Here is a 14,415-nt window from a genome sequence, read left to right as displayed (position 1 = left end):
ACTCCGGATTGCCGATTCTGCGGCGCGGGGTTGCGCCGTCCGGGGCTAGCGATCGGGGCCGGCACCTGCGTGGGAGCGGGTGCCGGCCCCGATGCCGCGCCGGTGGAGGAGTTCTCAGTGGAAGGCGAGGCCGTCCGGCAGCTCCGGCTTCGGCGGGATGCGGAACAGCTTCGTGAACAGCTCGAGGTGGGCGTAGTCGCCCTCGATCCGCACCTTGCCCGAGGCCATCGCCTCGGCCGCGGTGAGCTGGCCGTTCACCAGGTCGATCAGCTCCGGGCCCTGCGGCTCGATGACCAGGTCGGCGGCCGGGTGGTCGCCGGAACCGACCTTCAGCGTCCCGTCGTCGATCATCGCGTGGATGATCAGCGAGTCGTGGTGGCGCAGCACGTAGGTGACGCTCACGCCGGCCGCGGCCTCCTGCTGGAACGTCGTGTAGAGCGAGAGGATCGCGGCGTCGTTGGTGAAGACTTCGTCGTCCTTCGGGTGCCCCAGCGACCGCGCGCCCCACAGTCCCAGGTCCAGCAGGATGTGGTCGAGCTCGCTGCCGTACTCGGTGAGCTCGTAGACGAGGCTCGCGTCCAGCTGCGGCAGCACCCGGCGGCGGATGACGCCGGCCTGCTCGAGCTCGTTGAGCCGGGCCGACAGGATGCTGACCGGGATCCGCGGCAGACCGCGCTGCAGGTCGGTGTAGCGCTTCGGGCCGAGCACGAGATCGCGGATGACGAGCATGGACCACCGCTCCCCGACGATCTCGAGAGCGCGCGCCAGGCCGCAGAACTGTCCATAGGTGCGAGTGGTGGTCATACTCGATCCTCACTTGTGCGTCTCGTCGAACGGGCCGGGGCGGAAGCCCGCGGGCGCAGTGCCCTCGCGATCCAGGTTGACGAACCCCGGGCGGTGGCGACCAGTGCGGCACACACCCGTCACACGTGCGTTTCACCCGAAAAGTCGTGCGTTTTGCACGTCCGGTTCGGTGTGTCGCGCACTGGCCGCAGGTCCACGCGCCGGAGAAGAATCGAGGTTCTCGGATCGCGCGCACGGGAATCAGGAGTGCAGATGAGCGGATCAGCCGTGCAACCCGCCCCGCACCGGTCGCGCGCCGCGGCCCCGCCGGCCGCCGGCACCCCCGTGCTCGCCTTCAAGCGCCACTTGCGCGCCGAGGTCCACGCCGGCAAAGGCGCTTACCTCTTCTCCGAACAGGGTGTCATAGCGATGCGCGGCGCGCGCATCGAGTCGCTCGCGCCGCTGCTCGACGGCACCCGGGAGCTCGCCGAGGTGCTGCGGGCCCGGCCGGCGGGCATGGCGCCCGAAGAGGTCGCCGCGATCCTGGCCCAGCTGATGGACGCCGGCCTGGTGTCGGTCCGCCCGGCGCCCGCCCCCGCGGTCGACGAGCGGGAGCTGGCCTACTGGGACGCGTGCGGCATCGACGCGGCCTCGATCACCTCCCGGGTCACCCGCCCCGGTGTCCGGCTGGTCGCGATCGGCGAGGACGTCGAGACGAGGGCGGTCGAGCGGGCCCTGGCCGACGCCGCGCTGGAGGTCGCCCCGGCCGGGACGGCGGCCGACGCGGCGGACCTGAGCATCGTGCTGTGCACCGACTACCTCGACCCGCGGCTGGGCGAGCTCGACGCCGAGCACCGGCGGACCGGCCGGCCGTGGCTGCTGGCGCGGCCGTTCGGCGCGCAGGTGTGGATCGGGCCGGTGCTGTGCCCCGGCGAGTCGGCGTGCTGGCACTGCCTGACCAACCGGCTGTGGGGGCACCGGCACGCCGAGGCGTGCGCCCAGGAGCTGCTCGGCCACGAAGGCCCCGCGCGCCGGCCCGCCGCCGCGCTGCCGTCGCTGACCGCCGCCGCGGCGCACCTGATCGCGCTCGAGGCCAGCAAGTGGCTGGCCGGCTACCGCCACGACGGCCAGAACAGCGTCTGGGTGCTCGACACCCTGGACCTGCAGGGCACGTTGCACGAGCTGCGCCGCCGGCCGCAGTGCCCCGGCTGCGGGGACACGACGCTGATGGCCGCGCAGGCGTCGCGCCCGGTCGAGCTGCAGCCCGCCCGCAAGACCACCTCGACCGGCGGCGGGCACCGCACCGCGACGCCGGCGCAGACGCTCGAGAAGTACGGCCACCTGGTCAGCCCGGTCACCGGGATCCTCAAGGAGATCCGGCGCGACCCGGCGGCGCCGGCGTTCGTCAACGCCTACCGGTCCGGGATGAACGTCGCGCGCGGCGTCACCGGCATGGCCGGGATGCAGGCCGGCCTGCGCAGCGAGAACGGCGGCAAGGGCGTCACCCCGATCGACGCGGAGGTCGGCGCGCTCTGCGAAGCCGCGGAGCGCTTCTCCGGCAACTACCAGGGCGACGAGCTGCGGATCCGGGCCTCGTTCGACGACCTCGGGGCGAAAGCGGTGCACCCCAACGACTGCATGCTCTTCGCCGAGCGGCAGTACCGCGAGCGGGCCGGATGGAACGCGGCGCACGGGCTGTTCCAGCACATCCCCGAGCGGTTCGACCCGGCCGCCGAGATCGACTGGACGCCCGTCTGGTCGCTGTCCGGGCAGCGGCGGCTGCTGCCCACCGGCTACCTGTACTACGGGGTGCCCTCGGCCTGCGGTGTCCGGGGCCTGCACGCGGACTCCAACGGCGCCGCCGCCGGCAGCAGCCTCGAAGACGCCGTCCTGCAGGGCACGCTCGAGATCGTCGAGCGGGACGCAGTCGCGCTGTGGTGGTACAACCGCACGCCGGTGGCCGGGGTGGACCTCGCCTCCTTCGGCGACGGCTGGCTGGAGGAGATGACCGGCCACTACGCCGGGCTGGGCCGCGAACTGTGGGTGCTCGACGTGACGTCCGACCTCGGGATCCCGGTCTTCGTCGCGGTCTCGCGGCGCACCTACGGCCCGCACGAGCACATCATGTTCGGCTTCGGCGCCCACCTCGACCCGCGGATCGCGGTGCGGCGCGCGGTGACCGAGCTGAACCAGATGATCCCGGACGTCCTCGCGCAACAGCACGACGTGGACGACCCGGACGCGGCGCGCTGGCTGGAGTACGCGACGGTGGCCAACCAGCCGTACCTGCGGCCCGCCGCCGGGACGCGTACGCGGACACTGGCCGACTACCCCTTCCTCCATCGTGCGGACGTGCGTGACGACGTCGCGGCCCTGGCGCGGACGCTGGCGGCGGCGGGCAGCGATCTGCTCGTGCTGAACCAGACCCGGCCCGACGTCGGCCTTCCGGTGGTCAAGGTGCTCGCACCCGGGCTGCGCCCGTTCTGGGCCCGGTTCGCCCCCGGCCGGCTGTTCGACGTCCCGGTGCGGCTCGGCCGGCTGGCCGAGCCGACGCCTTACGAGGGACTCAATCCGTTCCCCATGTTCCTCTAGCACACTCGCGTGCGGAGAACGACGTTTTCCGTCGTGGGTATAGGAGTTTGCGGTGGCTGCCGAGAGCCCGGCCGGGCAGGTCGAAACGGTCCGCCTGTGGTCGTTGACCGAAGACACGTTGGTCGAGGCCGGTGACGACGGTTCCCTCGTCGCGATCACGTGGTGGGGCGAATACGAGTTCCCGGGCACGGCCGACGGCGTGCGCGAGTCGCTCGGGCGGCTCGTGCTCGGCCCGGTGTCGATGGCGAACCTCGCGGTGTCCGGCCCCGCGGCCAGTGACGCGTGGCGGCTGTCCCTGCGGAAGGTGCTCACCCGGCTGTCCGGCTCGGTGGTGCACTCCCTGGCGCTCAACGACGGCCGCGGGCCGGTGCTCTCGGCGATCCCCGTGACGCAGTTCCCGGCGTTCCCCGACGGCCCGCTGCCGCCCGGGCGGCAGGTGCGGCTGTCCCGGTTCACCGCGCTGCGGGCCGAGGACGGCGCGCTGCTGGCCGAGTCACCGGGCGCGCGGTACAAGGTCGCGCTGCTCCGCCCGCCCGCCGTGCTGATCGCGACTTCGCTGGCTTCGCCGACGACGGTGGCGCAGCTGGCGGTGACCACGGGGGTGAGCGAGGCGGTCGTCGCCGACGTCGTGGAGTTCCTCGTCGCGGCCGGCGTCGTGCTGCTCGGGGACGACGAGGGCCGGTTCACCGACCACGGCGACCCGGACACGACCGTCTGGTCGCACGACGACCTGATGTTCCACACGCGCAGCCGGACCTGGCAGAAGGGCTCGCCGCCGGAGCCCGACACCGTCCGGATCGGCGCCGAGCCGCCGGTCGTCAAGCAGGTCACCGCCGGGCCGACGTTCCCGCTGCCCCGGCCCGACGCCGAGGTGCTCGCCGCCGGGGACCCGCCGCTGACGGCGTTGCTGGAGAGCGACCACATCTGCCCGGAGTTCGGCGAGCGGACGCTGACGGCGAGCCAGCTCGGCGAGTTCCTGTTCCGCACCGCCCGGGTGCGATCGGTGGGGCCGGCGCACGTGCCCGGCGGGCCGTCGCACGAGGCGTCGCAGCGGCCCTACTTCAGCGTGGCCTGCCTGTACGAGCTGGAGCTCTACGTCGGCATCAACCGCTGCGCCGACCTCGCGCGCGGGATCTACCACTACGACCCGCTCTGGCACACGCTCACGCTGATCAACGACGACGCGGCCGTCCTGGACGCGCTGCTGGACATGTCGATGATCGCCGCGGGCAGCCACCGCCGTCCCGCCGCGCTGCTGACCCTGACGGCGCGGATGTCCCGCATCGCCTGGGTCCTCGGCGGCGCGGCCTACGCGACGACCCTCCTGCACGCGGGCGCGCTGCAGCAGGTCCTGTACCTGGCGGCGAAGGCGATGGGCCTGGCGGCGCACGCGGTCCCGGTCGACTCCGGCGACCGGGTGGACCGGGCCCTCAAACTCGAGTGGCCGGCCGAGGTCAGCGTCGGCGAGTGCGTGCTGGACTTCCCGGGCTGACGCGGTACCGGTGTGGCGCGTGTGACTCCCGGTGCGGCGGGCTCGGCCTGGGCGGCTGGGTGCCGGGCCTGCCCGACGCGGACCAGTGGTACCCCCGTGGGCCGCCGAACGCCGGTCCGCCCGGACCCGGCCGGACACCCACGAGCAGGCGGCGCCCCGGCCGGGCAGCGGCACCCACGATCGGCACAGTTCGGTCAAAATCCCCCGTGACGGCGACCCGGATCCTCAGGAACGGCTGTTAGATTGCAGTTCTGGGGCACTGGGGAGCGTTTCCGGGGAGGCGCTGCGATGGCTGTTACCGCGAGAGCACTCGACACGAGAGTCCGATCGTCGTACCGGGAGGTGGCAAAGGGAGCAACCGGGGCGAAGTCGCGTTCGGACGCCGCGGCTCGGCTGCCGGGCAAGGCTTTTCCGGCTCGGCTGGTCTACACCATGCACGCCGGCGTCTGTCTGGGCATCGGTGTGCTCGGGCTGCTGGGCCCGCTGCGGGACGTGCGGTCGTGGCCCGTCGCGCTCGTCGCGTGCGGGTACGCCGTGGCGCTGATCGCCGTGCACCTGGTCGGGTTCGGCTACGGGCGGATCCGCTTCCGCGGGCCGGCGCTGGTGCTGCAGGCCGTGCTCGGCCTGCTGCCGATGCTGCAGCTGGGCCCCGACTGGTGCGTGCTCAGCAGCTTCTTCGTGGGCAGTGTCCTGCTGGTGGCCAGGCCCGCCGTGTCGGTGCCGGTGCTCGTGCTCGTCTCGAGCGGGGTCGGCGTGCTGGCGGCCGCGACGGGGGCACCCGGCGTGTCCATTGCGGATGGTCTGCACGGCGTCGCGCTCACGGCCGTGGCCGCGGTGGCCGTGTTCGGCCTGGCCTGGTTCGTCCGGCTGGCGGCCGAACGCGAGGACGTCCGGCGTGAGCTGACCGCCCGGGTCGTCGCCGAGGAGCGGCTGCGGTTCAGCCGGGACACCCACGACCTGCTCGGGTTGAGCCTCTCGGCCATCACCCTCAAGGTCGAGCTGATCCGCCGGCTGGTCGAGGCCCGGCCGGCGCAGGCCCAGCTGGAGCTCACCGAGCTGGTGACGATGTCCCGCAAGGCTCTCGCCGACGTGCGTTCGGTGGCGGCCGGGAAGCGCGAGCTCTCGCTGGTGGAGGAGTGCCGGTCGGCGGCCGCCGTGCTGGCGACCGCCGGGGTGACCGTGCGGTTCGACCCGGCGCAGTCCGTGCAGCTGCCCGCCGCGGTGGACACGACGCTCGCCACGGTGCTGCGCGAGAGCGCCACGAACGTGGTGCGGCACAGCAAGGCCTCGTGGTGCGAGTTCGCCGTCGGGGTGTCCCAGGGCGAAGCGTGGCTGCGCGTGTTCAACGACGGCGTCGTGCCGGGCGAAGCCGAGGACTGCGAAGAGGAGCACGGCCGGGGACTGCGGAACCTGGCCCACCGCGTGAGCCTGCTCGGCGGCGAGCTGACGGCCGGAACCCGGCCCGGTGGCACCCATCTGGTGTGTGCCACCGTCCCCTTGGCACGGTTCGGCGCGGATCCGCGGGACACTCAGCCGGGGGGCCCGGCGCCGGCGTCGCTCAGAGCCATTCGGCGTCGGTGGCGATCCGGATCGCGTGCACCCGGTTGCGAGCGTTGAGCTTCGTGACCGACGCGGCGAGGTAGTTGCGCACGGTTCCCGGTGACAGGAACAGATCCGCGGCGATGTCGGCGACGTTGCGCCCGCGCGCGGCCAGCGCCAGGATCTCCAGCTCCCGTGGGGTGAGCGGGCAGTCGTCGGCTTCCCACGCGGACAGCGCGAGCTCGCTGTCGATGACGCGCCGGCCGATCGCGACCGAGCGCACGGCGTTGGCGAGCTTGTCCGAGGGCGCGTCCTTGAGCAGGAAGCCGTTCACTTTCGCGTCGAGCGCGCGGCGGACCGTGCCCGGGCGGCCCAGGCTGGTGAGGATCAAGGTGTGGCAGTCCGGCACGTGCTCGTGGAGCTCGGTGGCCGCGGTCAGCCCGTCCTTGCCCGGCAGGTCGATGTCGATGACCGCGACGTCGGGCCGGGATGCCTTGGCGGCGGGCAGGATCTCGTCACCGGAGTCCACTTCGGCGACGACCTCGATGTCGGACTCGAGACTGAGGAGGGCGACGAGGGCGCCGCGGACCATGTCCATGTCCTCGGCCAGCAGAACCTTGATCACATCGGTCCCTCGCTTCCCCCGGTCGTGCATTTCCCCCACGCGGAATTGTACGCCATTGGGCGATCCCGCCGGGGCATTCGCCCGGTGCAGCGGGATGACCCCGGACGGCGAATGGGTTTCCCCCATTCCGGTTCGCGACGGTAGAACTGCCGTCGCCGTGGCGACGGTCAGGTGTCGGCTCCGCACGGATTCCCCTTTCCCCGGATACGGACCCGGCGGGCGTCCCTCCCCGGGACGCCCGCCGGGGGTGGACTCAGACCGCGACCGCCCGGCGGGCCGGCGCGTGCCGCAGGTCGGGCAGCGCCAGCAGCACCGGCGGGTCGAAGCCGTGCCGCGGCCGCAACCGGACGTCGAGCAGGCTCGCCGCGACCCCCCGGTGCACCGTCACGGGCCCGGACAACCCGGTCAGCGGCCGCGGTCCGCGGTCGTCGTGCGGGGAAGAGCCGTAGGCGTGCGAGATGACGTACCACGAGCCCAGGGGCACGTCGGTCAAGGTGTACTGGCCCGCGCCGGGCAGGATCGCGTAGCGCGCGGGCGCGCCCTCGGCGATCTTGGCCGGGAAGAGCCCGACGAACACCTGGCCGGCGTCCCCGCCCGGCGGCCGCCAGACGTTCCCGCGCACGGTCATCTCGGACCCCGGCTGACCGGTGCGTTCGGCGATCCGCGGGGTCATCCCGCGCAGCTGCCGGTACCCCGTGGGGGAGTAGCCGACGCTGCCGCTGAAGCGGGCACTGAAGGTGCCCACGCTGTTGTACCCGACCTGGTGGCTGATGTCCGCCACCGAGATCCCCGTGGTCGCGAGCAGCCGCTTCGCCTCGGCCAGGCGCAGTGCCGAGAGGAACCGCCCCGGCGAGAGCCCGGTCGCCCGGAGGAAGACCCGGGTGAAGTGGAACTTGCTGAACATCGCGGCCCGGGCGAGGTCGTCGATCGTCAGGCGATCGCCCAGGTTGTCCCGCATGGTCATGATGGCGCGTGCCACGGCCTGCCGCACGATCTCGTCCATGGTGGCCGTCCCTCCAGTCCCCAGGCCGGCCGGTGCGCGTTCCCCTGCGAACGCGATCGGCGACGGCGAATTGGTATGGCAGAACTGTAGGTCGGCCGGCGTCTACTTCTTAAGTGCTCAGTGCACCGTTCCGAATGGGTTTCACAGGGCGCGGACATGCGTTTTGCATATGCGCGCCGCAGGGGCGTGACCAGGCCGCTCAACGGGCACATGCACATGTGACATCCGCATGTGCACTGTCGCGCATCGCGCCCGGTCGACCGCGCCGAGTGACCAAAATGGACGCCGTGGCCGCTCCTCGCACCTCCTGATGCCCCGTTCGGCGGCATGCCGGGCACTGCACGGAGTAGGCATAAAGCACGGTGGCCCGATGATGCGGACACTGGCTCGGGAGCCCTTCTCGGCGGACTATTTGAGTCACGTGAAGCTTTCATCTTCGCCACTGGGGAGCACATAATGTCCGCACACTTTTCCGCCGACGTCCGCGCGCTTTTCGACGACCTGGGTATCGAGTTCGGGAACTCGGCGAACGCCGAGACCGGTCTCGTCATCGACCGCTTCGAGCTGTGGGGTGACACCGCGGCCCGCGGGGCCGCTCCCATCCGGGCGAGCATCTGCCGGATGGACGTCCTCGAAGCGGCCTGACCGGGTCTTTTCGCAGCTGATGTCCGCCCGGACGAAGCCGGCTGTCGCCTCCGCGACGGCCGGCTTCGCCGTGTCGGGGCGCAACTCTCGCACGTAAAATCGCCATGTGGAAAATTTCCACCCACGGTGCGCGGCCGTCTTTGCGCTACATCAAGTAGTGGTCCGGTCGCTAAAAGACAATCCAGTCCACCGGCGCCAGTGGTCCGTGTCATTGTGCGTGCAAACCGAGACGGAATCCCCGATTGGGGTAACCGAGGTGCCGGTCGGAATGTTTAACTGGGCTTCTGGGGAATGTGAGTGCGGAGGCGCCTCGTGATCAGAGTGCTCGTGGCGGAAGACATGCACATCGTGCGGGGGGCCCTGGTGGCGCTGCTGCGCCTGGAGCCGGACATCGATGTCGTCGCCGAGGTGGCCACGGGCCTGGACATCCTGCCGATGGCCCGCGAGGCACGGGCCGATGTCGCAGTGATCGACATCGACCTGCCCGGCAAGGACGGCCTGACCGCCGCCGGTGAACTGCACGAGCAGCTGCCGGGCTGCCGCACGCTGATCCTGACCAGCCTGGGCCGCCCGGGCACGCTCCGGCGCGCGCTGGACGCCAAGGTGGGCGGTTTCCTGCTGAAGGACGCGCCACCGGACCGGCTGGCGAACGCCGTCCGCGGCGTCGTCGCCGGGCGGCGCATGGTCGACGGCGATCTCGCGCTGGCCGCCTGGGACAGCGTGGACTGCCCGCTGACCGGCCGCGAGCTGGACGTGCTCCGGATGACGGCCCAGGGTTACGGGACGGTCGAGATCGCCGCTCGTCTCTACCTCTCGGCGGGCACGGTCCGGAACTACCTGACGACGATCGTCGCCAAGCTCAACGCCCGCAACCGGGTGGACGCCATCCGCATCGCGCAGGATTCCGGCTGGCTCTGAGCCGGGCACGGCGCCGGGAGCCGCCGCGGTGGCCCGCCGAAGCCGCGCACCCGCCTCGACCGGACCCCGGCAACGTCGTGGATTCGCGCTGGACGCCCTCAGCGCCTCTGTAGGCCTTGAGGGCGTCCGGATCCCCGAAGGTGGCCTTCGGAGCGTGAGAGCGGCTGTGAGGCGCGGGAATCGCGTGGCTCGGGACCCTCGGCTGCCTCGCGGGCCGCGCGCGGTGTCAGGAGACGGGTTCGCCCGCCGGGCTCGTGGACGGATCAGGCCGGGACGACCGCGCACAGCCGGAAGCGGCCGTCGGACTCCACGCCGGCCGTCAGCTCGCCGCCGAGGTCGGCCACGCGGTGGGAGAGGTTGCCGATCCCGCTGCCCGGGGACAGGTGGCGGGAGCCGGAACCGTTGCCCGAGCCGTTGCCGCTCGGGGCCACGACCGCCTTCGCGGCGCGGTCGGGGCCGCCGACCCCGTCGTTGACGATCTCGAGGCTGATGCCGCCGTCGACGCGGCGCATCGCGATCTCGCAGCTCTCGACGTTGCTGTGCCGGAGGACGTTCGTGACGCCCTCGCGCAGCACCACGGCGAGCACGGTGCGCACGGCCGAGGGCAGCTCTTCGGAAAGCGTTTCCATCCGGACCCGGACGTCGGCGGCGGCCAGCACCGAGCGCACCGTGCGGGACTCGCTGTCCAGGGACAGTTCGCGGTAGCCGCTGGCCACCGACCGCACGTCCGACAGCGCCTGGCGGGTCAGGCCGAGGATCTCGGTCAGCTCCCCGGTCGCGCGGTCACGGTCGATCGGGAGGATCCGGGACGTCAGTTCGCTCTTCAGGGCGATGGCCGACAGGCTCATCCCGAGCAGGTCGTGCAGGTCGCGGGCGAAGCGCAGCCGCTCCTCGGCGATGGCCATCTCGGCCAGCCGCCGCTGGGTGTGGTCCAGCTCGGTCACCAGCCGGACCAGCCAGAGCAGGCCGAACACCGTCAGCCCGGTCATCACCGTGGCGGCCGTGTAGAAGACCAGCGAGATGTCGCTCGCGCCGGCCGCGTGCTGGATCCACGCGTACGCGGCGGCGTTCAGGGCGAAGAAGGTCCAGCCGGCCACCGGCGGCAGGATCAGCAGCGCCGTGCCGATCAGGAGGCCGGGCACACTGACCCAGTTGTGCTTGAGCGGCAGCAGCGGCAGGTAGGTCAGGCAGGCCTGGACCAGCAGCATCGCGTAGGTCTGGGCCGAACGCAGCGGCGTCGCCGGCCGGTTGAAGTACGACAGCTGCAAGGCCAGGAGCGCCACGACCGAGCCGACCACCAGGGCGACCTGCCAGGCCTCCGTGGTCAGCTGGAGCACGTGCAGGGTCGCGCCGATGCCCATCAGGCACATCGTCGTCGGCATCAGCCAGCGGATCAGCGTCGACTCGGGCCGGTCCGCCCGGACGCCGCCGGTCGCCGGCCCGTCCAGCCGGGTGGGGACCGGGAGCTCGACGCGCAGCCGGAAGCGGCCGTCCGCGTCCATCCCGGCGGTCGCGACACCCCCGAGCGCCGCCACCTCCTCGGGCAGCCTGGTCAGCCGGCTACCCGGCTCGAGCGCCACCTCGTCGGCCGCCACGCCGTCGTTGACGATCTCCAGCGTGACCTTGTCACCCTGCTGGCGCACGTCGATCTCGCAGTGTTCGACGTCGCTGTAGCGGAGCACGTTCGTGACGCCTTCACGGAGCACCTTCGCCAGCATCGTCCGCGCCTGGACCGGGAGATCGCCCTGGTCGAGGTGGACCTGGACGGCGATCTCCGAGGCGGCCAGCAGCGATTCGGCGGTGCGGGACTCCTTCTCCAGCGACAGCTCCCGGTAGCCGTGGGAGACGGCCCGGACGTCGGACAGCGTGCGTTGCGCGGTCGCCGTGATCTCCGCAAGTTCGACCATGGCCAGGTCGGCGGACTTGCGCATCAGGTGGTGCACGAGCTCGCCCTTGAGCGCGATCGCGGAGAGGCTCAGCCCGAGCAGGTCGTGCAGGTCGCGGGCGAACGCCAGCCGCTGCTCGGCGACGGCCCGCTGCGCCAGTTCGGTGCGGGCCTGGTGCAGCTCGTTCACCATCCGGGCGAGGCGGGTGAGCTGGTAGAACACCAGGCAGTAGAAGATCGAGGAGATCGTGCCGTAGACCGTGGTCAGCGGGTTGCCGTCGAAGACCGTGTAGGTCCAGCCGATGCTCGCGCACACCGCGGCGAACGCGGGCAGGGCGTACCGGCGCGGCAGCATCAGCAGGACGACGCCGCCGACGAAGTCCGGCATGTCGGCCCAGAGCAGGCCGAACGTCGGGATCGGCAGGTAGGCCAGCACCACCATCACCGCGAGCAGGACCCGGCTGGTCGTCGAATCCAGCTCGGCGGAGGGGCGGCAGAACCACAGCAGCTGGATCGCCAGCAGCCCGGCGATGCCCACGACGCCGTAGACGGCGTGGAGCGGGTCGACGGAGGTGGGCAGCAGGTTGGCCAGGCCGATCACGGAGAACCCCGCGGCGACCACGACGATGATGCCGGCGGCCAGGACGGTGGCGAGCCGCGGCCGCCGGTCCACCCCGGTGGTGCCCCGCGGCTCGGCGGGCGACGAGAGCGGGGTGGGATCGAGTGCGGCTACCGGAGACATGTGCTGCGGTCCTCCGGCGGGTCGGCGGCGCACAGGTCGGGCCGGGCGGTCCGGGCTGAGCTCTGTCTGCATGCTTCTGGCCGATCCTATCTCATGCCGACCGTCGGTCGGTACGTCGAAGAGTGGCCGTGCCGCAGCGTTTCCCGCCGGATCGGGCCGTTCTGGTCCAATACTGGTTCAGTCGCGGTGGTGATCGCCCGTGACGCCGACGAGGTCGAGGAAGTCCAGGTACGGCACGGCGATCGTGCCGAGGTGGAGCACGAAGGGACCGTCCAGGGTGAAAAGGCTCAGCCCGGGGGCGTCGTCGCCGCCGGCGCCTTCGAGGTACCGGGTGGCCGGGAAGTCCGCGCCGAAGCCGGTGCCCGCAGCGGAATAGCACGGCAGGTCCCAGCCGAAGTGGCGGCCGTACTGCGCGAACTTCGCGTACGGAGCGTGAGAAACCAGCACGAGGCGGGTGCCCTCGGTGTGCAACGCCGCGGCGATCTCCGCGGCCGGCACGGCGGCGCCGGGCCGGCTGCGGTCCGGCGCGGGGTGGTGCACGGCGAGCCGGCGGTGCCCGCCGAACAGCTCCGGCAGGCCCGCCGGGCCGGCGGGCCCGACGAACCGGTACTCCGCCGACGGCACGGCGCGGGGCCGGGGCAGCGTCGGTCCGATGAGGTCGGGCAGTACCAGTTCGGTCATGATCGCCTCCGGGGTGGCAGCGCACGGTCGCACCGGGGATTGTGCGTCCTGCGCGGGCCCCCGGTCACCGGTTCGGGGGTGTTCGCAGCAAGGTGGGAGACGCGCGGGCCCGCCGGGCGTACTCCGGGCCCGGGGCCTAGGCTCGCGGGCATGGCCAGGTACTTCGACGTGCACCCGGAAAACCCCCAGCGGCGCGCCATCGGCCAGATCGCCGATCTCGTGCGGCAGGACGGCCTGATCGCGTACCCGACGGACTCCTGCTACGCGCTGGGCTGCCGGCTGGACAACCACGACGGTCTCGAGCGGATCCGCTCGATCCGCAAGCTCGACAAGCGGCACCACTTCACGCTGGTCTGCCAGGACTTCGCGCAGCTGGGCCAGTTCGTCATCGTGGACAACGCCGTGTTCCGCGCGATCAAGGCGGCCACCCCGGGCAGCTACACGTTCATCCTCCCGGCCACCAAGGAGGTGCCGCGGCGGCTGATGCACGAGAAGAAGAAGACCGTCGGCGTGCGCATCCCCGACCACGTCGTCACCCAGGCGCTGCTGGCGGAGCTCGGCGAGCCGCTGGTGTCGAGCACGCTGCTGCTGCCGGACGTGGCCGAGCCGCTCACCCAGGGCTGGGAGATCAAGGAGGAGCTCGACCACGTCGTGGACGCGGTCGTGGACTCCGGCGAGTGCGGGGTCGAGCCGACCACGGTGGTCGACTTCTCCTCGGGCGAGGCCGAGATCGTCCGGCGCGGTGCCGGCGATCCCGACCGCTTCGCCTGAGCCGTCAGTCCACTTCGGACGTCCAGAGTGGATCGCGGCGCACCTGGGCCAGGCCCAGCCAGCGGGTGGCCTCGGCGCCGGTGGCCGTGACCGCCAGTTCGGTCAGCGGGCGCCGGCCGGTGAACAGCAGGCAGAAGTCCTCGGCCGGGCCCCGGACGCGGTCGGCCGCGTCGGCCGGCCCGAACTCCCACCGGTCGCCCGAGGGCGCGGTGAGCTCGAACCGGAACGGCCCGGCCGGCGGTGCGCCGTGGCCGGCGTAGGCGTGGTCGCGGGTGCGGACGCCGTAGTAGGCCACGTGCCCGACGCTGTCGTCGCGCTCCAGCCGCGCGCCCAGCGCGTCGGCGATGTCCTGGCCGCGGGCGAACACCGCGGTCAGCAGGGCCGCCGCGAGCGCCGAGGGCCGCATCGGCCCGCCGGGCCACCGGACGTCCACGGTCGCGGTGGCGAGCAGGTCGGTGGCCTTGCGGTGTTCCGAGCGCCAGGCCACCACGGCGTCGCCGAGCATCCCCGAGTTCGTGATGCGCGGCGCGGACGCGCTTTCGTCGCCTTCGACACCGAGCACGATCCGGCGGGCGACGACGGTCAATTCGGCGAGGTGCCCGGTGATGACCCGGCCGACGGGCAGCATCACCGTTGTTTCGTGGCCGCGGATCAGCTCCGCGAGCTTGTCCGCCTCGGAGGCGAGGTCGGCGTGCACGTCTTGCATGGGGGGTGTCCTCCGAGCGGGGTTTTCGAAGCC

At 72.2% G+C, this 14,415-nt stretch carries 12 protein-coding genes; 6 read left to right on the top strand and 6 right to left on the bottom strand.

Translation table 11 applies throughout. From position 1 onward, the window contains the following. Positions 1-114 precede the first annotated feature (114 nt). Complete coding sequence (locus OHS18_RS19315; protein WP_328450633.1) at positions 115-804, bottom strand: winged helix-turn-helix transcriptional regulator; 690 nt, start codon at positions 802-804, stop codon at positions 115-117. A gap of 252 nt (positions 805-1,056) precedes the next feature. On the opposite strand from OHS18_RS19315, the gene OHS18_RS19310 reads away from it, so the two are divergent. The 3 genes from OHS18_RS19310 (at position 1,057) to OHS18_RS19300 (ending at position 6,484) form a co-directional block, all read left to right on the top strand. Then, positions 1,057-3,375, top strand: coding sequence for a TOMM precursor leader peptide-binding protein (locus OHS18_RS19310; RefSeq protein WP_328617964.1), 2,319 nt, complete (start codon positions 1,057-1,059; stop codon positions 3,373-3,375). A 52-nt stretch (positions 3,376-3,427) separates the two neighbouring features. Then, positions 3,428-4,867 (top strand): SagB/ThcOx family dehydrogenase, encoded by a 1,440-nt coding sequence (locus tag OHS18_RS19305; protein ID WP_328617963.1) that lies wholly within the window; start codon positions 3,428-3,430, stop codon positions 4,865-4,867. Between the two features lie 342 nt (positions 4,868-5,209). After that, the gene (locus OHS18_RS19300; protein ID WP_328617962.1) at positions 5,210-6,484 is read left to right on the top strand and encodes a sensor histidine kinase; all 1,275 of its coding nucleotides are present in this window, start codon (positions 5,210-5,212) and stop codon (positions 6,482-6,484) included. Here the strand turns inward: OHS18_RS19300 and OHS18_RS19295 are convergent. Then, the gene (locus OHS18_RS19295) at positions 6,426-7,031 is read right to left on the bottom strand and encodes a response regulator transcription factor (protein ID WP_328450641.1); all 606 of its coding nucleotides are present in this window, start codon (positions 7,029-7,031) and stop codon (positions 6,426-6,428) included. The genes OHS18_RS19300 and OHS18_RS19295 overlap by 59 nt on opposite strands. 253 nt (positions 7,032-7,284) lie before the next feature. Next, positions 7,285-8,034, bottom strand: a complete 750-nt coding sequence (locus OHS18_RS19290) for an AraC family transcriptional regulator (RefSeq protein WP_328450643.1) — start codon at positions 8,032-8,034, stop codon at positions 7,285-7,287. Positions 8,035-8,490: 456 nt separating this feature from the next. Between OHS18_RS19290 and OHS18_RS19285 the strand changes: the two genes are divergently transcribed. Beyond that, complete coding sequence (locus tag OHS18_RS19285; protein WP_328450645.1) at positions 8,491-8,679, top strand: hypothetical protein; 189 nt, start codon at positions 8,491-8,493, stop codon at positions 8,677-8,679. Between the two features lie 312 nt (positions 8,680-8,991). Beyond that, the gene (locus OHS18_RS19280; protein WP_328450647.1) at positions 8,992-9,597 is read left to right on the top strand and encodes a response regulator transcription factor; all 606 of its coding nucleotides are present in this window, start codon (positions 8,992-8,994) and stop codon (positions 9,595-9,597) included. 263 nt (positions 9,598-9,860) lie between these two features. On the opposite strand, the gene OHS18_RS19275 is transcribed toward OHS18_RS19280, so the two are convergent. Then, complete coding sequence (locus tag OHS18_RS19275) at positions 9,861-12,224, bottom strand: sensor histidine kinase (RefSeq protein WP_328617961.1); 2,364 nt, start codon at positions 12,222-12,224, stop codon at positions 9,861-9,863. Between the two features lie 177 nt (positions 12,225-12,401). After that, entirely contained in the window at positions 12,402-12,905 is a 504-nt protein-coding gene (locus OHS18_RS19270) for a DUF899 family protein (protein WP_328450651.1), read from the bottom strand. A 150-nt stretch (positions 12,906-13,055) separates the two neighbouring features. Here OHS18_RS19270 and OHS18_RS19265 point away from each other — a divergent pair, with 150 nt between their 5' ends. After that, positions 13,056-13,676, top strand: a complete 621-nt coding sequence (locus tag OHS18_RS19265; RefSeq protein ID WP_328450653.1) for an L-threonylcarbamoyladenylate synthase — start codon at positions 13,056-13,058, stop codon at positions 13,674-13,676. Between the two features lie 4 nt (positions 13,677-13,680). On the opposite strand, the gene OHS18_RS19260 is transcribed toward OHS18_RS19265, so the two are convergent. Further along, on the bottom strand, positions 13,681-14,382 hold the full coding sequence (locus OHS18_RS19260) for a maleylpyruvate isomerase family mycothiol-dependent enzyme (protein ID WP_328617960.1): 702 nt from the start codon (positions 14,380-14,382) through the stop codon (positions 13,681-13,683). Between the last annotated feature and the right edge of the window lie 33 nt (positions 14,383-14,415).

It is taken from the genome of Amycolatopsis sp. NBC_00355, assembly GCF_036104975.1.
Lineage (GTDB): Bacteria > Actinomycetota > Actinomycetes > Mycobacteriales > Pseudonocardiaceae > Amycolatopsis.
The sequence above is the reverse complement of the archived record's forward strand: the minus strand, read 5'-3'. Positions and strand labels throughout refer to the sequence as shown.